The following is a 19,181-nucleotide window of genomic DNA, read 5'->3' as shown; positions in this document are numbered from 1 at the left end:
TACAAATAAAGTGGCAGGACTTTGTCAAACGTTGTAGAATTATTATCTCGGAATGTTAAAATCGTACCATAAAGAGGTGTTTGTTGTTGGAAGTCAAAGAATGGTACATGGAATACCGAATACATAAGAACCGCCCGGGTCTGCTGGGGGATATCGCTTCACTGATGGGTATGCTCGATATTAACATTGTCACGATTAACGGTGTTGAAGACCGGACACGGGGCATGCTTCTGCAAACGAATGATGATGAGAAAATTGAATTAATGGGTAAAATGTTGAAAAAAGTGGATAATATCACAATAACCGCTTTCCGCACTCCCAAATTAGTTGATATTCTTGCCGTCAGGCATGGAAGATATATCGAAAGGGATTCAGATGACCGTAAGACTTTCCGGTTTACCCGAGATGAACTCGGTTTACTTGTTGATTTTCTCGGAGAAGTATTTAAACGTGAAGGCAACCAGGTGATCGGTCTGCGGGGAATGCCTCGTGTCGGCAAAACAGAGTCCATTATTGCGGGGAGCGTCTGCTCCAATAAACGCTGGTCTTTTGTCTCCTCCACTTTATTAAGACAGACTGTAAGAAGCCAGATGTCCGAAGATGAAATGTCGAATAATAACGTATTTATTATCGACGGGATCGTATCTACCATCCGCTCTAACGAGAAACATTTTGCCTTGCTGCAGGAAATTATGGCGATGCCATCTACCAAAGTTATTGAACATCCCGATATCTTTATCAAAGAGTCTCATTACACGTACAACGATTTCAACTATATTATTGAGCTCAGAAACAATCCGGATGAAGAAATCAATTATGACAGTTTTACTTATAATACGGAACCCTTTTAAGGTTTCATTCGTCTACTGAAAAGACGCTGAATTTGTGGAGGTGAGAACATGTCGGAACTCGGTCAAAGATTGAAACAGGCCCGATTAGAGAAGAAGATGTCACTCGACGATTTGCAGGAGATTACCAAGATTAGAACCCGATATCTTGAAGCAATCGAAGAGGGCAATTATAAAGTATTACCCGGCAGTTTTTATGTAAGAGCGTTTATTAAAAGTTACGCTGAAGCGGTAGGTCTCGATCCGAACGAGGTGCTGAACATGTACCAGGGAACGATACCCGCGGCTCCTCCAGAGCCGGCCGTCGAAACCATCCGTACACCGAGGCGCAGCTCGTCTGCCAGAAATACGGACAGATTGAGCCGCTGGGCTTCCACTGTCATGGTCATATCTTTTGTCGTATTGATTGGGGCGATCGTCTATTATTTCGTCGTCGTGAACAATAAAGGACCGAATGAAGGAAGTATAAGCGATCCGGTCCGTGTAACGGATAAAGCGGATCCTAACGCGACCGCAGCCCCGAATGCAGGAACGCCGACAGCTTCTGCGTCTCCGACACCAACGGTTACGCCAACGCCAACGCCTACTCCGACACCGGCGACATCCCTGACGCTTGTCAGTAGCGAGAAATCGCTGGATACGTACACTGCGACAGGCGGGAAACTGGATATTGTCGTCACGGCTTCCGGTGCCCAGTGCTGGTACAGGGTAGACTCTATTGTTAACGGAGCCAAGAAAATGGAAAAACAGGACACCCTTAAGCAGGGCGCAAATGCAACGTTCTCTTTGACATCCTCGGCTCAAATTCGTGTCGGTTCTGCCATGGCGGCCAAAATCACCGTAAACGGCCAAGAATTGACCGTAGGGGATACGTCTAATCCTAAAAACATCAAAATCAATTTACAATAAACGATTCACGTTATTTCATAAATTTTACATGTAAGGGAAGGACGGGAGTTATGAGTTCAGAGAGTTCATTTGATATTGTATCGAAATTAGATATGCCGGAACTGAACAACGCTATTTCGCAGGCCAGACGGGAGATCGAGACCCGCTTTGACTTTAAGAACAGTAAAAGTGAAATCACTTTAGAGAAAGACGAATTAGTGCTGCTTTCCGACGATGATTTCAAACTTCAGAACGTAATAGATATTCTTCATGGCAAAATGGCTAAGCGGGGCATTGCCCTCAAGAACCTGGAATACGGCAAAATCGAGCCCGCTTCCTTAGGGGCAGTCCGTCAAAGGGTTAAGCTCAAGCAGGGAATCGAAGGAGACATTGCAAAAAAAATTAACATCATGATCCGTGATTCCAAGCTCAAAGTTAAAAGCCAGATTCAAGGCGACTCTATACGGGTAACAGGCAAAAGTAAGGACGATTTGCAGAAAGTCATGCAGATGCTTAAAGGAGCAGATTTGGCAATCGACCTACAGTTCGATAATTTCCGGTAAAGCGAAGAAACCCCCAGGTGATCCTTGTCTAGCAGGGGTTATGCTGGGGGTTTCGTTGTTTTGACACTCCGAATCCGCATGTATTATACTTGTCTAGGATAGCTTCGCTATGACGTTTGGAGGTTTCGGAATGACGGAGAAGGTTAGGGTAGTAACGCTTGGCTGTGAGAAGAATTTGGTCGATTCGGAGATTATGTCCGGCTTGATTGATCAGCGTGGCTACAACCTGGTGGAGACTAACGAAGAAGCTACGATAATCATTGTGAACACGTGTGGATTTATCGATGCGGCAAAAGAAGAATCCGTGAATACAATTCTGGATATGGCTGATCTTAAAAGAACAGGGAATCTGAAAGCGCTGATCGTATCGGGCTGTCTGACGCAGCGCTACAAAGAAGAACTGATGCTGGAAATGCCAGAGATAGACGGGATTGTGGGCACTGGGGATTTTCACAATATCAATACCATCGTAGATGAAGCGCTTAGAGGGAAGAAACCGGTCTATGTAGGTAACCCTGTCTTTAATTATGAGCAGGCTCTTCCGCGTAAAGTGTCGACTCCACGTTATACCGCCTATGTCAAAATTGCAGAAGGATGCGATAATGCCTGTACCTTCTGTTCGATTCCGATTATGCGGGGGAAATTCCGCAGCCGATCTGTCGATTCGATTCTTGCAGAGACACGTCAGCTTGCTGCACAGGGCGTCAAGGAGATCAGTCTGATCGCCCAGGATTCGACGAACTATGGAACGGATCTGTATGACAAATTCATGCTTCCGGAACTCCTTAATCGTGTCAGTGAAGTGGAAGGAATAGAATGGGTCCGTCTCCATTATGCTTATCCCGGATTTTTTACGGATGAATTAATCGATACGATTGCTTCTAATCCAAAGATTTGCGAGTACATAGATATGCCTCTGCAGCACAGCTCCGATTCCATTTTGAAGCGTATGAGGCGCCCCGGTAGAGAAAAGGATGCCCGGGAGCTTATTCATAAAATACGCGGCAGAATGCCCGGTGCGGCCCTGCGGACTTCACTTATCGTCGGGTTTCCCGGAGAAAGTGAAGAAGATTTTGAACACCTGGTTGCCTTTGTGAAGGACATGCAATTCGACCGTTTAGGTGTGTTTACATATTCCATGGAAGAAGATACACCGGCTTCACGGCTGCCTGATCAGGTGCCGGACGAAGTCAAAGAATTCCGGGCCGCTACGCTTATGGAAATTCAACGTGAAATTTCTAATTTGCGCGGAGGGCGCCGTCTCGGCGAGAACGTGGACGTACTGATCGAACGATATGACGGGCGCAACGATATCTATATCGGGCGTTCCCAGTACGATGCCCCGGAGATTGACGGAGAGGTGTTCGTTTCCGGACGCAACGTTCCGATCGGAGGGGTGGTTAAAGTTCGTGTCACCCACTCCCTGGAATTCGATTTATCAGGGGAGGTTATCGCTTGAATCTGGCCAACAAAATAACACTGGCACGTATATTCTTAGTGCCGATCATCATGTTTTTCATGCTGATTAACGTCCAGTTTCCGCACATTGAGATTTCGTCGTTTACCATTACGTATAATCAGATTATTGCTGCGCTGATTTTTATCATCGCGGCGAGCACAGACAGTCTGGACGGGTATATAGCCCGTAAGAACAAGCAGGTAACGAATCTAGGGAAGCTGCTTGATCCTCTTGCGGACAAACTTCTGGTAACGGCTGTTCTCGTTTCTCTGGTTGAGATGGACAAGGTTGATGCTTGGATCGTTATCGTCATTATTAGCCGGGAATGGGCTGTTACAGGGCTCAGGCAAATTGCCTTGTTGGAAGGCTCCGTCATCATGGCGAGTAAGTGGGGGAAGGCTAAAACAGCCGCCCAGATTACGGCCATTATTGCCCTGCTGATCAATAACTTCCCGTTTGCTTTCATCGACGTACCGTTCGATTTAATCGCAACATGGGTTGCGGCTATTATTACGGTATACTCTGGAATTGACTATTTTGTGAAAAATAAGCATGTGATTGATTTTACCGAAAAAACACAGTGATGCTGCTGTGTTTTCTTCGTCTCCAATGCTAACAAGCGTTGAATTGAATAAGCGCTGCTGTACAATCAGAGGAGGAGGATTGCTCATGAAGGCGGAAATTATTGCTGTCGGCACTGAACTGCTTTTGGGACAGATTTTGAATACGAATGCACAATATTTGGCGCAGGAATGCGCTCTTTTAGGCATTGATGTTTATTTTCAGACGGTTGTCGGTGACAATCCCGCACGTATTCGTGAAGCGCTGGAGCAGGCGGGTAACCGGGCCGATCTTGTTATTATGACCGGCGGTCTCGGCCCTACGCTCGACGATCTGACTAAGGATGTTCTTGCCGATATGACGGGAAGGAAATTGTACCTGGATGAAGCTACCATGGTGAAAATCCAGGAACTCTTTAATTCTCAGGGGCTGCATATGGTGGAAAGCAACTCCAGGCAAGCGAATATGATTGAAGGAGCGGAGCCGATTCCCAATGACACGGGTCTCGCGATCGGATTAGGGCTTGTTCATGAAGAAACGCGTTATTTGCTTCTCCCGGGTCCTCCAAAGGAAATGAAGCCGATGTTTGAAAGATATGCGAAGCACTGGCTCAGCGGTATTATGACGGACGAGCTTCCTCTCCACTCTAAAATGCTTAAATTTGCAGGCATAGGGGAATCAACGCTGGAGCACAAACTATTCGATCTGATAGAGAAACAGACGGACCCTACGATTGCCCCCTATGCCAAAGAAGGGGAAGTGACGATCCGTTTAGCGACCAAAGCGCATTCTGAAGAAGAGGCATGGCGCAAAATGGCTGAGATTGAGGAAGAGATCCGAAGCAGAGTCGGTGAACACATCTACGCACAGGAAGATGTGCCTATCGAAGAGGTGGTGCTGGCCGCGCTGCAATCCCGCAATCAGACACTCACGACAGCCGAGAGCTGTACAGGCGGCCTTCTCAGTGATCTGATCACTTCCGTGCCCGGTCGTTCTTCTGTCTTCTTGGGAGGCGTTGTAAGCTATTCCAATGAGCTTAAGCACAGTATGCTGAACGTACCGGTAGAGACCCTTGAAGGGGAAGACGCGCCTGGGGCGGTTAGTCCTGAAACCGCGGAAGCTATGGTTCGCGGCTTACTGGAGAAGACGGACTGCGATTATGCGGTATCCGTTACCGGTGTAGCGGGGCCCACGATGTCTGAGGGGAAGCCGATCGGACTCGTCTATGTCGGCGTCGGCTGCAAGAACGGCGATATTCATATACGCCGATTGCAGCTGCCGGGTCTGCGCGAGACGATTAAGCTGCGTGCCGCGAAGAGCGCGCTGTATGAATTGTGGAAACTTGTCAAATCAGACGGTTAATTGCAGAATAGTGTTGAATTCAAACCGGCTGTGCAGTATAATGAGCGTATGTTAACGGAAGAACCGTAGCGAAGAATTTATCTTTGCTGCGGTTTTTATTTTTTTAGCGGCCGGATAAATGCGTGTCACAAAATAAACGAATGTATGTTCGAAAAAATGCTTGGCAACGCGTCAAAAAGAAGGTATGATAGACCTATCAAAGTAAAAGGAAGTGAGTGTTTTGTCAGATCGTCGTGCCGCATTAGAAATGGCATTACGCCAAATTGAGAAACAATTTGGTAAGGGTTCGATCATGAAACTCGGAGAATCAACACATATGCAGGTGGAGACCATACCTAGCGGCTCGCTTGCTTTGGATATAGCACTCGGAACCGGAGGATTCCCTCGGGGCAGAATTATCGAAATCTATGGCCCGGAATCATCCGGTAAAACAACCGTTGCCCTGCATGCGATCGCCGAAGTGCAGAAAACCGGCGGACAAGCAGCCTTTATTGATGCGGAGCACGCGCTTGACCCTCTTTATGCGAGCAAGCTTGGGATCAACATCGATGAACTGCTGCTCTCCCAGCCGGATACCGGCGAACAGGCTCTTGAGATTGCTGAAGCGCTCGTTCGAAGCGGAGCGGTCGATATTATCGTTATCGACTCGGTAGCAGCACTGGTACCAAAAGCTGAAATTGAGGGCGAGATGGGCGATGCTCACGTGGGTCTGCAAGCACGTCTGATGTCCCAGGCCCTGCGTAAGCTGTCCGGAGCGATCAACAAATCGAAAGTTATTGCAATTTTCATCAACCAGCTTCGTGAGAAGGTCGGCGTTATGTTCGGTAATCCGGAGACGACTCCAGGCGGACGCGCGCTTAAATTCTACTCGACGGTCCGTCTTGACGTTCGGCGTATTGAAACAATTAAACAAGGCAATGACATGGTTGGTAACCGTACTCGTGTTAAAGTTGTAAAGAATAAGGTCGCTCCTCCTTTCAAACAAGCGGAGATCGATATCATGTATGGTGAAGGTATTTCCCGCGAGGGCAGTATCATTGATATCGGGACAGAACTTGATATTGTCAACAAGAGCGGCGCCTGGTACTCCTACAACGGCGAACGTCTGGGTCAAGGTCGTGAGAATGCGAAGCAGTTCCTCAAGGAAAACAAGGAAATGGCCGGAGAAATCGAATTGAAGATCCGGGAAGCGAGCAACCTGACAACGAAGGTTCCTGATAGTGGCGTGGATGTAGACGATCCGAATGAAGAAATTGCACTTTTCTCTGAAGATGAAGAATAGAACCGAACGGCTGTCGGGTCGGGCATGAATGGTGTCGCGGCAGCCTGGGATAGAGCTCCTTTTAGGAGCTTTTTCTTTTATTCTTAACGATTAAACACAACGATGAGGATAAGGATAGGGGAGAGTACCAGTGGAACAAAACAGTCTCACTTCTGTCATTACGATGATCGAGAAGCAAAAGAGAAACAAGCGGAGATATAATGTTCATGTGGATGGGGAGTACTCCTGTTCCGTTCATGAGGATGTGCTGATTAAATATCGGCTTCTGAAAGGCGAACAAGTGGATGCTAAGTGGCTTGAGGAAGCAATCCGTGAAGACGAACGGCATGATGCTTACCTTCGGGCAGTCCGCTTTGTCGCCGTCAGGCCGAGGTCTCAACACGAGGTCCGCCGTAAGCTTAAGGAAATCGGTTATGAAGACGAACTTATCGAACTGACAATAAACCGGCTGCTGGATCAGAAGTATTTGGACGATGCAGAGTTCGCTAAGATCTGGACGGAGCAGCGTATCCAGTATCAGCGTAAAGGCCGCAACGCGGTGAGATACGAGCTTGCCCAGAAAGGACTATCAAAAGACGAAATTTCGAAAGCGCTGTCCAGCGTAGACGAAAATGAAGAGCTTGAAGGCGCTATGGTAGTCGGCCGTAAAAAATGGAAGGCAACTTCTGGCGAAACGATGGATCGCAAACGGAAAACCGCATCTTTTTTACTTAGGCGGGGGTATACATCCTCTGTAACGAGCCAAGTGGTACGCACACTATCCAATGAGGATTTTGACATCTTGGACGAATAGTCCATAAATTCGCTTCCCTGCGATGGATTAGTAGCAGGCATAGCTTGACAATGTTATTTGGGAAAAGATAAAATACAAGTGTATATTTTCATAAAAAATCATGCAGATTTTCTATGAGGCAAATGACTGAAGCAATTTCCGCCAAGATTGCTTCTGCATCATGTAATTCCGAACAACCCCCGTTGTACGGATGAACCAACCGAACCATTTCCTACTGGGGAATGTGGTCCTTAGGGCTTGAACAAAAGAATATCGGATTAAAAAAACCGAATCATCCCAAGCTAACACCTTGGAGTAACCAACGAGGAGGTGGACATGATGAATCCAATTATCTGGATCCTGATCATTCTCGTTGTTGGCTTTATTTGCTTAGGGATTGGTTATTTTATCCGCAAGTCTCTTGCAGAAGCGAAAATTTCCAGTGCTGAAACAGCCGCTGAACAAATTGTCGAAAGTGCTCGCAAAGAAGCGGAAGCGCTGAAGAAAGAAACGGTTCTGGAAGCCAAAGATGAAGTTCATAAGCTCCGGGCCGAAGCTGAAAAAGACACTCGTGAACGTCGAAATGAAGCACAACGACATGAAAGACGATTGTTGCAAAAAGAGGAATCGCTGGATAAAAAATTAGAATCTCTTGAGCGTAAAGAAGAGCAAGTAGCCAACAAAGAGAAGAGAATTGAAGAGACGCAGAATCAGATTGATGAATTGTATCGCAAACAAGTCTCTGAACTCGAGCGGATCTCCGGTATGACAATGGAAGAGGCTAAGAATATTATCCTTACTGGAGTCGAGCAGGAAGTTCGTCATGAAACCGCACAGCTTATTAAAGAAATTGAACAGCAAGCCAAAGAAGAAGGCGACAAGAAAGCGCGTGAGATTATCACGCTGGCCATTCAACGCTGTGCTGCTGATCATGTGGCAGAGACTACGGTATCTGTTGTAAGTCTGCCGAATGAAGAAATGAAGGGCCGTATTATCGGCCGTGAAGGCCGCAACATCCGCGCCCTGGAGACACTGACCGGGATTGATCTTATTATCGATGATACTCCTGAAGCAGTTATCCTCTCCGGCTTTGATCCGATCCGCAGGGAGATTGCCCGTACCTCACTAGAGAAACTGGTTGCTGACGGCCGCATTCATCCGGCTCGTATCGAAGAGATGGTGGAGAAGTCGCGTAAAGAAGTCGATGAGCGGATTCGCGAATATGGAGAACAAGCTACGTTTGAAGTGGGTGTGCATGGGCTGCATCCGGATCTGATCAAGATTCTGGGCCGTCTCAAATTCCGTACAAGCTACGGTCAGAACGTGCTCAAGCACTCCATGGAAGTTGCTTATCTCTCCGGACTCATGGCCGGGGAGCTTGGCCAGGACGTAACGCTGGCCAAACGTGCAGGCCTTCTTCATGACATCGGTAAAGCACTTGATCATGAAGTTGAAGGGTCGCACGTTGAGATCGGTGTAGAGATCGGCAAGAAGTACAAGGAGCATCCGGTTGTTATCAATGCGATTGCTTCTCATCACGGCGATGTGGAAGCTACTTCCGTCATTGCGATGCTCGTAGGTGCGGCAGATGCTCTGTCTGCAGCAAGACCTGGGGCACGTCGTGAAACACTCGAAACGTACATCAAGCGTCTGGAGAAGCTGGAAGGCATTTCCGAATCGTTTGAAGGCGTAGAGAAATCGTACGCGATTCAAGCAGGACGTGAAGTTCGTGTCATGGTTCAACCTGAGAAAGTCGATGACGCAGAGGCGTTTAGACTTGCACGTGACATCACGAAGAAGATCGAGAATGAACTGGACTATCCGGGTCATATCAAAGTTACGGTCATCCGTGAAACACGAGCGGTTGAATACGCTAAATAAAAGAAGTATACTTAGGAAAAGTGGCTGCCAAGCCACTTTTCCTTTTTGTAGCCGCAAATATAGAGAGATAGGCAGGGTGAGAGATTATTAAAATCGTATTTATTGGAGATATAGTTGGCTCTGTCGGCCGTCAGGCCGTTAAGACGATGGTTCCAAAGCTTAAATTGAAATACCCGAATGCCGTATTTATCGCCAATGGCGAGAATGCAGCCGGCGGCCGGGGAATTACCGCACAAATAACTAAAGAGCTGTATCAGCTCGGCATAGACGGCATTACACTTGGAAATCACACCTGGGACCAGAAAGAAATTTTTGATTTCATTGATGACGAGGTGAAGATGGTACGTCCGGCTAACTTTCCGGAGGGTACTCCCGGTCTGGGATATACGGTTCTGAAAGTGAAAAATCAGGAAATCTTACTGATAAATCTTCAAGGGCGTACGTTCCTGCCGCCTATCGATTGTCCATTTAATAAGGTGGATGAGATATTGGGCGAGGCCAAAAAGAAATACAAGTACATTTTCGTTGATTTCCACGCGGAAACGACTTCTGAGAAAATAGCGATGGGTTGGCACCTGGACGGCCGTGTATCCGCAGTTGTCGGGACGCACACACACGTACAGACTAACGATCACCGTGTGCTTCCTGGCGGTACAGCGTATGTAACGGATGTAGGTATGGTTGGACCGAGGGACGGAGTCCTGGGAATGGAGCGTTCGGCAGTGCTGCGTAAGTTTATTACACAGCTCCCGGTCCGGTTTGTTGTAGACGAGGGCCAGTGGCATTTTCACGGTGTTGTCGTGGAGCTTGACGACACGACGGGCCTCGCGAAGAAAATCGAGCTCATCCGGATCAATGAAGAGGATCTTCTCTTCGAATAGTTGTTCCATTGCTTACGCCTGGTTAACGTACCTCACGGGTTAGGAATGTTTGGGCACATGTCCGAATAGGATGAAGAAGGAAAACCTTTATCCAACAACCCAAGGAGGTACTTTTCCATGGAAGTATTAAAAGTTTCAGCAAAATCCAATCCAAACTCCGTAGCAGGGGCGCTTGCGGGCGTGTTACGGGAGCGCGGAGCGGCCGAGCTCCAGGCCATTGGAGCCGGTGCTTTAAATCAAGCTATTAAAGCAGTAGCGATCGCAAGAGGATTTGTCGCACCTAGTGGAGTCGATCTCATTTGTGTACCGGCTTTTACAGACATCGTGATTGACGGGGAGGATCGCACCGCGATCAAGCTCATTGTCGAGCCGAGATAATTTGAAAGCAATGCCTCAGGGTTGAGCATAAATGAACGGGCCTGTTTACACTGTAGACAGGTTTTTTTCGCATCAAATCCGGACAAGCCACACAAATCGGGAGGATCCCATGATTATAGATGCTCATTGCGACGCTTTAATGAAAATGTACCGGAACCGGCGGCTGGACTTCCAGACGCCTTCTGTGGAACTCGATGTTAATTATCCTTTGATGAAAACGGGCGGGATAAAAATACAGTTTCTTGCCATTTATTTGCCTGAAGAGATCCGTACACCTGGAATAGAACACGTGCTGGAATATGTGGATATTCTCTACCAGAGAATTTTATCGAACCCCGAAATTTGCCTGATCCAAAGCCGTTCGGATCTTAACGGTGTGATGAACAGCAGCCGCAAGGGCGTGATTTTGACATTGGAAGGGGTAGAAGGGCTGCAGGCCAATTTGGGGCATTTAAGAATTCTGCATCGCTTAGGGCTTAGAAGTGTGGGACTGACCTGGAATTTCGCTAACTGGTCGGCAGACGGCATTATGGAGGCAAGGGGCGGGGGGCTAACAGCCCGCGGCAGGATGCTGATAAAAGAAAGTAATCACTTGAACCTTATGTTAGATGTGTCCCATTTGTCTGTAAAAGGTTTTTGGGACCTGATGGAATACCCGGATTTGTCTGTATTTGCTTCTCATTCCAATGCCAAATCGGTATGTGAACATCCGAGAAATTTAACCGATGATCAAATTAAACAGCTCATTAATCAGCAAGGAATGATCGGGCTGACCTTTGTCCCCTGGTTTGTTCATAAGTCGGATCCTGTATCGATCTCGGATCTGCTTCGTCATCTTGATCATGTATGTGCGCTTGGCGGAGAAGATTATGTCGGATTCGGTTCTGATTTTGACGGAATTGACCGATACATAACAGGACTGGAAGATGCAGGCATGTACACCAACCTGGCAAATGAATTATGTAAAAGATACTCGCTAAGCCAGGTTCATAAATTTCTTTCCAGGAACTGGAACCGATTTCTGGAAAGAAGTTTGCCTGTTTCGTAGCGAACGATCTCTTTTTGATATGAGTATCATCTAAAAAAGCTATCTTTCCCTTTGTCAAAAACTCTTGCAATTTACATTCGGTAGGAATAGAATTTGGGTTAAGCTTGAAAAAATTTTTTTATATATAACCTATAAGGCAATCATACTGAATTGTACAGATATGTCTCACACACGGCTCTAGACCAAGGAAGAGCAGCTACCATCAAAAGGAGTGGACGCAAGGTGATTAGTCAGTTATCGTGGAAGATCGGGGGACAGCAAGGGGAGGGGGTAGAAAGTACGGACCGTATTTTCTCGACGGCGCTTAACCGTCTTGGTTACTACCTATACGGATACCGCCACTTCTCTTCGCGTATTAAAGGGGGACATACAAACAACAAGATCAGAATCAGCACCAGACCTATTCGTTCGATCTCGGACGATTTGGACATTCTCGTAGCTTTTGATCAGGAAACTATAGACCTGAACTCTCATGAATTGGGCGGACATGGTGTAATCGTGGCGGATGCGAAGTTCAATCCTACGCTCCCTGAAGGTGTCACTGCGCGCCTTTTCCCCGTACCTATTACCGCTATAGCGGAAGAACTCGGCACGTCCCTATTCAAGAACATGGCAGCTTCAGGCGCATCCTGGGCGCTTCTTGGCCTGCCTTTGGACGTATTTAATAAAGCGGTAGAGGAAGAATTCGGCCGCAAAGGCGCAGCGGTTGTAGAGAAGAATATCGAAGCGGTACGTAAGGGTGCGGAATCGGTTCTCGAGCTTGCGGGCGGTCCTATTAAGGAACTGCAGCTGGACCCTGCAGACGGCAAACAGAAGCTGTTTATGATCGGCAACGATGCGATTGCCCTGGGCGCCGTGGCGGCGGGATGCCGCTTCATGCCTGCGTATCCGATTACACCTGCTTCGGAAATCATGGAATACTTGACCAAAGTTCTGCCGAAATTCGGCGGTGCGGTTATTCAGACCGAAGATGAGATCGCAGCCTGCACAATGGCTATTGGCGCAAGCTACGGCGGCGTACGTGCCATGACTGCTTCGGCAGGTCCCGGACTATCCCTCATGATGGAAGCGATCGGCCTGTCCGGAATTACAGAGACGCCTGTCGTCATCGTGGATACGCAGCGTGGAGGTCCTAGTACAGGGCTTCCGACTAAGCAAGAGCAAAGTGATCTTAATGCAATGATTTATGGAACTCATGGCGAGATCCCCAAAGTTGTGCTTGCTCCAAGCACAATCGAAGAATGCTTCTATGATACAATCGAAGCGTTCAATATTGCGGAGAAGCTGCAGCTTCCCGTTATCCTATTGACTGATCTTCAGCTGTCACTCGGTAAGCAATCCTCCGAGGTGCTGGATTATAATAAAATTGTCATTGACCGTGGTAATCTGGTCGACCAGCCTGAAGCTGCCGAAGACGCCAAACAGCTGTTCAAGCGGTATGAATTTACAGCTGACGGCGTATCTCCACGCGTTCTGCCGGGTGTTAAGAATGGCCTGCACCATGTCACCGGTGTCGAGCATGACCAGGAAGGCCGTCCTTCCGAAAGTCCCGTGAACCGCAAAAAGATGATGGATAAGCGTCTGGAGAAGCTGAATCATGTAGAAGTGGCGAACCCGATTCTGGTGAACGCTCCTCATGAGGAACCCGATGTACTGATCATCGGCATGAGCTCTACAGGCGGAACTATCGAAGAAGCAAGAGTAAGACTTGAGCAGGAAGGTTTGAAGACGAGCCATATCCATGTCCGTCTGCTGCATCCGTTCCCGGGTGAAGCTCTGAAACCTTATCTGGAGAAAGCCAAGAATGTGATCGTCGTAGAAAATAACGCGACGGCTCAGCTTGCCAACCTGATTAAGTTGAATGCAGGAAGTGCAGATAAAATTAAAAATATGCTTAAATATGATGGAACACCGTTCCTGCCGTCTGAAATTTATCAAGAATGCAAGGAGTTGACTGTAGCATGGCAACATTAAAAGATTTCCGCAACAACGTAAAGCCTAACTGGTGTCCGGGATGCGGCGACTTCTCTGTGCAAGCTTCGATACAGCGGGCAGCAGCGAATGTCGGTCTGGAGCCGGAACAATTAGCCATCGTCTCGGGTATCGGCTGTTCCGGCCGCATTTCCGGGTATGTGAACTGCTATGGATTCCACGGCATCCACGGCCGCTCCCTTCCGATCGCGCAGGGCCTCAAAATGGCCAATCGTGAGCTGACCGTGCTCGCATCCGGTGGCGATGGAGACGGTTTTGCAATCGGGATGGGCCATACGGTTCATGCGATCCGCCGTAACATCGACATGACCTACATCGTCATGGACAACCAGATTTACGGTCTTACCAAGGGCCAGACATCACCGCGCAGCAGCGAAGGGTTCAAGACCAAGAGTACGCCGAGCGGATCGATTGAGACCGCTTTGGCGCCGCTTGAGATGGCTCTGGCTGCCGGAGCTACTTTCGTAGCCCAATCTTTCTCCAGCAATCTTAAGCAGTTGACCCATATTATTGAAGAAGGAATAAAGCATCAGGGCTTCTCGTTAATCAACGTATTTAGTCCTTGCGTAACCTTCAACAAAGTGAACACGTACGACTGGTTCAAAGAAAATATCATTGATCTGGAAGAAATTCCTGACTATGATTCGAGCAACCGTGTGATGGCTATGACGAAGCTGATGGAAACAGGCGGTATGCTGACTGGTATCATTTATCAAGATAAAGTGAAGCCGAGCTACGAGAATCTGGTTCCAGGTTTCAAAGAAGAAGGCCTTGCCAAGCAGGATATGAAAATCAGTCAGGCTGATTTTGACAAATTAGTTGCTGAATTTAGATAACTCTGTTAAATAAGGTGCGCAGCGAGGCTGCGCGCTTTTTTTTTCGGTCAAAAAAGGGTACTATTAATTTATAACAGAATAAACCTCAGATTGGGCACAGAGACGAGCAGAATACAGGAGGATGACACAGATGAAGCAGATACCGATTGGAATTTCGGCAAGGCATGTTCATTTAAGTGAAGACCACATTCACATATTATTCGGTGAAGGCTACGAGCTGAGCGCGATGAAAGATCTGTCCCAGCCTGGTCAATTTGCTGCGAATGAGACAGTAGCCGTAGAAGGTGCCAAGGGCCGTTTTGATAAAGTCCGTATTCTGGGGCCTGCACGTAAGAACTCCCAGCTTGAAATTTCCCGTACCGATGCTTTCACTCTGGGTCTGCAGCCTCCGGTTCGCGAATCCGGCAATATCGAAGGCACTCCTGGAATTAAAGTGATCGGTCCTAAAGGTGAAGTGGTACTTGAAGAAGGCGTAATCGTGGCTGCCCGTCATATTCACTTTCATACCGAAGATGCGAGAAAATGGGGCATTGAGGACAAGCAGCGCCTTCGGGTGCGTGTAGAGACAGACCGCCCGGTTATTTTTGAAGATGTCATTGCACGTGTATCCGATCAATTTGCTCTGGATATGCATATCGACACCGATGAAGGCAATGCAGCCGGTCTGAGAACGGGCGATGTGGGCCTCATCGTAGATTAAGAACTGACGAGCAGCCCAAGTAAAAAGGAGCCTTGGAACAGGGCAGCAAGCCTTGAATCCGGCTCTTTTTTCTTTGTCTGCCCGGCATGTGCATGGTATAATGAGAGTTATGAGTCTAGCATGGAATACTCAGGAGGAATGACGAAATGACGGTGAAATCCGGTAAATCCGACAAGGATTTTTCGATCTATTTTCAACCTCCTTCCTATAAGGATGCGAAAAAGCGCGGCAAAGAAGACATTGAAGTGCTGTATGATTTCAATATTCCGGTAGAGATGAAGGAGTTCGGCCAGGGGAAGCGGTACATGATCCGGACCTATGGCTGCCAGATGAACGAACATGACACGGAGACTATGAAGGGCCTGCTGGAGCAGCTTGGATATACTTCTACGGAGGACAAACAGGAGGCAGATGTCATTCTGCTGAATACGTGTGCCATCCGGGAGAACGCGGAAGACAAGGTGTTTGGCGAGCTGGGTCACCTCAAGCATCTCAAAATCGAGAAACCGCATCTGGTTCTTGGTGTTTGCGGGTGTATGTCCCAGGAGGAAGGCGTTGTCAAACGTATTTTACAAAAGCACGGGCATGTGGATCTGATTTTTGGAACGCATAATATTCACCGCTTGCCGGCCCTGCTGCACGATGCTTATCTAAGCAAGGAAATGGTCGTTGAGGTATGGTCCAAAGAAGGGGACATCATTGAGAACCTTCCGAAGAAGCGCGAAGGAATGCGTGCGTGGGTAAACATTATGTACGGTTGCGATAAGTTCTGCACGTACTGTATCGTTCCTTATACACGTGGAAAAGAGCGCAGCCGCCGTCCACAGGACGTACTGGCAGAGGTAAGAGATCTTGCCCGTCAAGGATTTAAGGAAGTTACCCTGCTCGGCCAGAACGTGAATGCTTACGGCAAAGATTTTGAGGATCTTACATATGGCTTCGGTGATCTTATGGATGATATCCGCAAAATCGATGTCCCTAGAATCCGTTTTACGACTTCGCATCCGCGTGATTTTGACGATCGCCTGATCGAGGTTCTGGCGCATAAAGGGAATCTGATGGAGCACATTCATCTCCCTGTTCAATCGGGAAGCAGCGAAGTGCTCAAAAAAATGAGCCGTAAATATACGCGGGAACGTTATCTTGAGCTTGTAGGCAAAATCAAAGCGGCGATTCCGGATGTAGTGCTCAGCACCGATATCATCGTAGGATTCCCGGGCGAAACGGACGAGCAGTTCGAGGACACCCTCAGCCTCGTCAAGGAAGTTCAGTATGACTTTGCCTATTCGTTCATTTATTCCCCTCGGGAAGGCACCCCTGCCGCCGCAATGGAAGACAATGTGCCGATGGAAGTAAAGAAAGAGCGTTTGCAGCGTCTGAACGACGCCATCGCTACTTATGGCAAGGAAGGCAATGAGAAGCTGCGCGGCCAGATTGTCGAAGTGCTCGTTGAAAGCGAAAGCAAGCGCAATTCCGAAGTTCTGTCCGGCCGTACCCGTACCAATAAGCTGGTACATTTCACAGGTCCCAAGGAGCTGATCGGATCGTTTGCTCATGTGCTTGTAACGGAGCCTCAGACCTGGTTAGTCAAGGGCGAGCTTGTTGAGAAACCTTTACAAATATCGATTTAGGAACGCCACTATAAGAATCGGAGCGTGTACCATGGAGCACTTCACCAACACAGAAATGGTAGTAAGGGAAGATATTCTGGCAAAAACTAAAGAATTGGCGCAACTGCTGACGACATCGACCGAAGTGCAATTTTATCAGCAGGCTGAGCGTCAGATCGCAACCAACGAGCATATTCAGACACTGATCTCAGCGATTAAGAAAAAACAGAAAGAAATCGTCGCTTTTGAAAAGTTCGATAATGAAGTGATGGTGAAGAAGATCGAGAAGGAAATTGAAGATCTTCAGGATGAACTCGACAATATTCCCATCGTCAGGGAATTCCAGCAATCGCAAGTCGATATCAACTACCAGCTGCAATTGGTCATGTCCGTTATCCGGGATACGATTGCGGACAAGATTAATGTAGAAGCCGGTGAAACACCGCCACCTTCTACCTGCAGTGAATAATACCGCCAAAACCGTTCCCTCACCGGGAGCGGTTTTTATGTATCCGATTGAATAAATGTTCCTAGTAAGGATATACATTGACATTGAACAAACATTATATTAAATTGTTTATATAAATATAAACAAAGAATGTGGGTGTTTGTTTTGAAAGATGTTTCGGAATTGTTCTGGAAGGCGTCTTCGGATGAAATACAAAGAGGGTACGTCTATATGGATAAAGAAGAGTCCTTCGTATGCCTAGTTTGCGGGAGAGCTTTTACCAAAGGTATCATTTATCAGGAAGCGGGTATCTTCTACGAAGCTGAGAAGTTCGCTTCCTTGCATATTACCCTTGAACACGAATCGATGTTTCATTATTTGCTGAATATGAATAAAAAATTGACGGGTTTAACGGATTTGCAGAAACAGCTGATTGGATTATTTCACAGCGGTTTGTCGGATAAAGAGATTGTAAAGGAACTGGGGGGCGGCAGTACCTCAACGATCCGGAATCACCGGTTCACGATGCGGGAAAGAGAGAAACAGGCAAAGGTTTACTTAGCCCTTATGGGTCTGCTTGATAAGAAAGTAGAGAATGGGCGTGACACCTCCTTTATCCCGGTCCCAAAGACCGCCACGGTGCTTGATGAAAGATTTGCCATTACGGAGCAGGAGAATGAAGAATTCATGCGGACGTATTTTCCGGATGGAGTAGACGGACGTCTTTCGAAATTCCCTAAGAAAGAGAAACGCAAGGTAGCGATTCTCCGCCAGCTCATTACACGATTTGAAGCCGGCAAGCAGTATAGCGAGAAGGAAGTAAACGCGATCCTCAAAGAAGCCTGGGATGACTACGTCACGCTTAGAAGGTATCTGATCGAATACGGATTTATGAAACGGCAGGATGATTGCAGCGCCTATTGGGTTCACAGCTAGGAAGTGGATAGGTGTAAGAATAAAATGAAGTCCGGAAGGGTCAAGAGCGTTTAATTAGGTTAATATTCCTTAGGTTAACAACGAAGGAGGAGTATTCACATGCGCTATGATATGACCCACGAAGCGAATAATGAAGAAATTCAAAGGTGTATAGAAGAATGTTTGCTCTGCCTCAAGGCATGCAATTATTGCTTCACCGCTTGTCTTCAGGAAGAGAATGCTTCTCACATGGCCGAATGCATCCGGCTGACTCGCGAATGTGCCGATATTTGCGCATACGCAGCATCTGCGATGTCCCGGCAGAGTCCTTTTGTCGTAGAGATTTGTAACCTGTGTGCGACCATTTGTGAAATTTGCGCGAAGCAGTGTGCCCAGCATGACCATGAGCATTGCCAGGAATGTGCCAAGGCTTGCCGCAGTTGTGCAGAGGTCTGCCGCGGAATGGCCTCTTAAATGATCTAAACATAAAGAACCCGATCCGGGTTCTTTTTTTATTTGACAGCCACTATAGATTTATAGAATGCTAGATGAGAAAGCGGAATAAGGAGGAGCACCGGAAAACATATCGAAATCTATTATACGGAAAAAGCACCTCCTAAGAGGTGCTTCCAGCCTGTAGACAAAGTTCCGCAAGGAGCAGGGTCTACAGGCTTTTTTATCGAATTAGTAAGTAAAACGGTGAGCCGAGGTGTAAAAAATGCTGAGTAAGAGCAATAACGAAGGTCGCTTTCAAGTT

The 19,181-nt window shown here is 47.5% G+C and carries 19 protein-coding genes; all 19 read left to right on the top strand.

Translation table 11 applies throughout. The annotated features are described in order from the left end of the window. Positions 1–86 precede the first annotated feature (86 nt). Positions 87–851 (top strand): DUF3388 domain-containing protein, encoded by a 765-nt coding sequence (locus EDM21_RS06055; protein WP_068774689.1) that lies wholly within the window; start codon positions 87–89, stop codon positions 849–851. Positions 852–899: 48 nt separating this feature from the next. Further along, positions 900–1,757, top strand: coding sequence for a helix-turn-helix domain-containing protein (locus tag EDM21_RS06050; protein WP_157333914.1), 858 nt, complete (start codon positions 900–902; stop codon positions 1,755–1,757). Positions 1,758–1,807: 50 nt separating this feature from the next. After that, positions 1,808–2,299, top strand: coding sequence for a YajQ family cyclic di-GMP-binding protein (locus tag EDM21_RS06045; RefSeq protein ID WP_157333912.1), 492 nt, complete (start codon positions 1,808–1,810; stop codon positions 2,297–2,299). 130 nt (positions 2,300–2,429) lie between these two features. After that, a complete protein-coding gene (gene rimO / locus EDM21_RS06040; protein WP_157333910.1) occupies positions 2,430–3,758 on the top strand; it encodes a 30S ribosomal protein S12 methylthiotransferase RimO in 1,329 nt (442 codons plus the stop codon). Continuing rightward, on the top strand, positions 3,755–4,342 hold the full coding sequence (gene pgsA / locus EDM21_RS06035; protein WP_157333908.1) for a CDP-diacylglycerol--glycerol-3-phosphate 3-phosphatidyltransferase: 588 nt from the start codon (positions 3,755–3,757) through the stop codon (positions 4,340–4,342). The genes rimO and pgsA overlap by 4 nt, the downstream gene beginning before the upstream one ends. 85 nt (positions 4,343–4,427) lie before the next feature. After that, positions 4,428–5,681, top strand: a complete 1,254-nt coding sequence (locus tag EDM21_RS06030; RefSeq protein ID WP_157333907.1) for a competence/damage-inducible protein A — start codon at positions 4,428–4,430, stop codon at positions 5,679–5,681. Positions 5,682–5,901: 220 nt separating this feature from the next. Next, positions 5,902–6,963: a recombinase RecA gene (recA, locus tag EDM21_RS06025; RefSeq protein WP_157333906.1), complete on the top strand. Its 1,062-nt coding sequence runs from the start codon at positions 5,902–5,904 to the stop codon at positions 6,961–6,963. Between the two features lie 130 nt (positions 6,964–7,093). Further along, positions 7,094–7,756 carry a RecX family transcriptional regulator gene (locus EDM21_RS06020; protein ID WP_338043941.1) on the top strand — a complete coding sequence of 221 codons (663 nt, stop codon included), beginning with the start codon at positions 7,094–7,096 and terminating at the stop codon, positions 7,754–7,756. Positions 7,757–8,074: 318 nt separating this feature from the next. Then, entirely contained in the window at positions 8,075–9,616 is a 1,542-nt protein-coding gene (rny, locus tag EDM21_RS06015) for a ribonuclease Y (protein ID WP_068774697.1), read from the top strand. A gap of 86 nt (positions 9,617–9,702) precedes the next feature. Then, positions 9,703–10,497, top strand: coding sequence for a TIGR00282 family metallophosphoesterase (locus EDM21_RS06010; RefSeq protein ID WP_166541908.1), 795 nt, complete (start codon positions 9,703–9,705; stop codon positions 10,495–10,497). Between the two features lie 117 nt (positions 10,498–10,614). Beyond that, positions 10,615–10,875 carry a stage V sporulation protein S gene (locus EDM21_RS06005; protein ID WP_005550495.1) on the top strand — a complete coding sequence of 87 codons (261 nt, stop codon included), beginning with the start codon at positions 10,615–10,617 and terminating at the stop codon, positions 10,873–10,875. 109 nt (positions 10,876–10,984) lie between these two features. After that, positions 10,985–11,923, top strand: a complete 939-nt coding sequence (locus EDM21_RS06000; RefSeq protein WP_157333905.1) for a dipeptidase — start codon at positions 10,985–10,987, stop codon at positions 11,921–11,923. Between the two features lie 222 nt (positions 11,924–12,145). Next, positions 12,146–13,897 (top strand): 2-oxoacid:acceptor oxidoreductase subunit alpha, encoded by a 1,752-nt coding sequence (locus tag EDM21_RS05995; RefSeq protein ID WP_166541855.1) that lies wholly within the window; start codon positions 12,146–12,148, stop codon positions 13,895–13,897. Then, a complete protein-coding gene (locus EDM21_RS05990) occupies positions 13,885–14,751 on the top strand; it encodes a 2-oxoacid:ferredoxin oxidoreductase subunit beta (protein ID WP_157333903.1) in 867 nt (288 codons plus the stop codon). The genes EDM21_RS05995 and EDM21_RS05990 overlap by 13 nt, the downstream gene beginning before the upstream one ends. Before the next feature lie 130 nt (positions 14,752–14,881). After that, positions 14,882–15,451 carry a phosphate propanoyltransferase gene (gene pduL, locus EDM21_RS05985; RefSeq protein ID WP_157333902.1) on the top strand — a complete coding sequence of 190 codons (570 nt, stop codon included), beginning with the start codon at positions 14,882–14,884 and terminating at the stop codon, positions 15,449–15,451. A 146-nt stretch (positions 15,452–15,597) separates the two neighbouring features. After that, on the top strand, positions 15,598–17,082 hold the full coding sequence (miaB, locus tag EDM21_RS05980; protein WP_157333901.1) for a tRNA (N6-isopentenyl adenosine(37)-C2)-methylthiotransferase MiaB: 1,485 nt from the start codon (positions 15,598–15,600) through the stop codon (positions 17,080–17,082). Between the two features lie 31 nt (positions 17,083–17,113). Further along, positions 17,114–17,530 (top strand): YlbF/YmcA family competence regulator, encoded by a 417-nt coding sequence (locus EDM21_RS05975; RefSeq protein WP_068774704.1) that lies wholly within the window; start codon positions 17,114–17,116, stop codon positions 17,528–17,530. 144 nt (positions 17,531–17,674) lie between these two features. Next, complete coding sequence (locus EDM21_RS05970; RefSeq protein ID WP_157333899.1) at positions 17,675–18,445, top strand: DUF2087 domain-containing protein; 771 nt, start codon at positions 17,675–17,677, stop codon at positions 18,443–18,445. 99 nt (positions 18,446–18,544) lie between these two features. Then, the gene (locus EDM21_RS05965) at positions 18,545–18,898 is read left to right on the top strand and encodes a four-helix bundle copper-binding protein (RefSeq protein WP_157333897.1); all 354 of its coding nucleotides are present in this window, start codon (positions 18,545–18,547) and stop codon (positions 18,896–18,898) included. Positions 18,899–19,181: the final 283 nt, after the last annotated feature.

The sequence above is a fragment of the Paenibacillus lutrae genome, from assembly GCF_009757775.1.
In the GTDB taxonomy this organism is placed as follows: Bacteria; Bacillota; Bacilli; order Paenibacillales; family NBRC-103111; genus Paenibacillus_F; species Paenibacillus_F lutrae.
Note: the sequence above shows the minus strand (reverse complement) of the source record. Positions and strands in the feature narration are given on the sequence as shown.

Excerpts from the sequence above, each read along its gene's own strand:
- EDM21_RS06000 (WP_157333905.1), top strand. The coding sequence starts at position 10,985 with ATGATTATAGATGCTCATTGCGACGCTTTAATGAAAATGTACCGGAAC.
- EDM21_RS05965 (WP_157333897.1), top strand. The coding sequence starts at position 18,545 with ATGCGCTATGATATGACCCACGAAGCGAATAATGAAGAAATTCAAAGG.
- EDM21_RS06050 (WP_157333914.1), top strand. The coding sequence starts at position 900 with ATGTCGGAACTCGGTCAAAGATTGAAACAGGCCCGATTAGAGAAGAAG.
- EDM21_RS06045 (WP_157333912.1), top strand. The coding sequence starts at position 1,808 with ATGAGTTCAGAGAGTTCATTTGATATTGTATCGAAATTAGATATGCCG.
- EDM21_RS06005 (WP_005550495.1), top strand. The coding sequence starts at position 10,615 with ATGGAAGTATTAAAAGTTTCAGCAAAATCCAATCCAAACTCCGTAGCA.
- EDM21_RS05975 (WP_068774704.1), top strand. The coding sequence starts at position 17,114 with ATGGAGCACTTCACCAACACAGAAATGGTAGTAAGGGAAGATATTCTG.
- rimO (WP_157333910.1), top strand. The coding sequence starts at position 2,430 with ATGACGGAGAAGGTTAGGGTAGTAACGCTTGGCTGTGAGAAGAATTTG.
- miaB (WP_157333901.1), top strand. The coding sequence starts at position 15,598 with ATGACGGTGAAATCCGGTAAATCCGACAAGGATTTTTCGATCTATTTT.
- pduL (WP_157333902.1), top strand. The coding sequence starts at position 14,882 with ATGAAGCAGATACCGATTGGAATTTCGGCAAGGCATGTTCATTTAAGT.
- EDM21_RS06030 (WP_157333907.1), top strand. The coding sequence starts at position 4,428 with ATGAAGGCGGAAATTATTGCTGTCGGCACTGAACTGCTTTTGGGACAG.
- EDM21_RS05990 (WP_157333903.1), top strand. The coding sequence starts at position 13,885 with ATGGCAACATTAAAAGATTTCCGCAACAACGTAAAGCCTAACTGGTGT.
- rny (WP_068774697.1), top strand. The coding sequence starts at position 8,075 with ATGAATCCAATTATCTGGATCCTGATCATTCTCGTTGTTGGCTTTATT.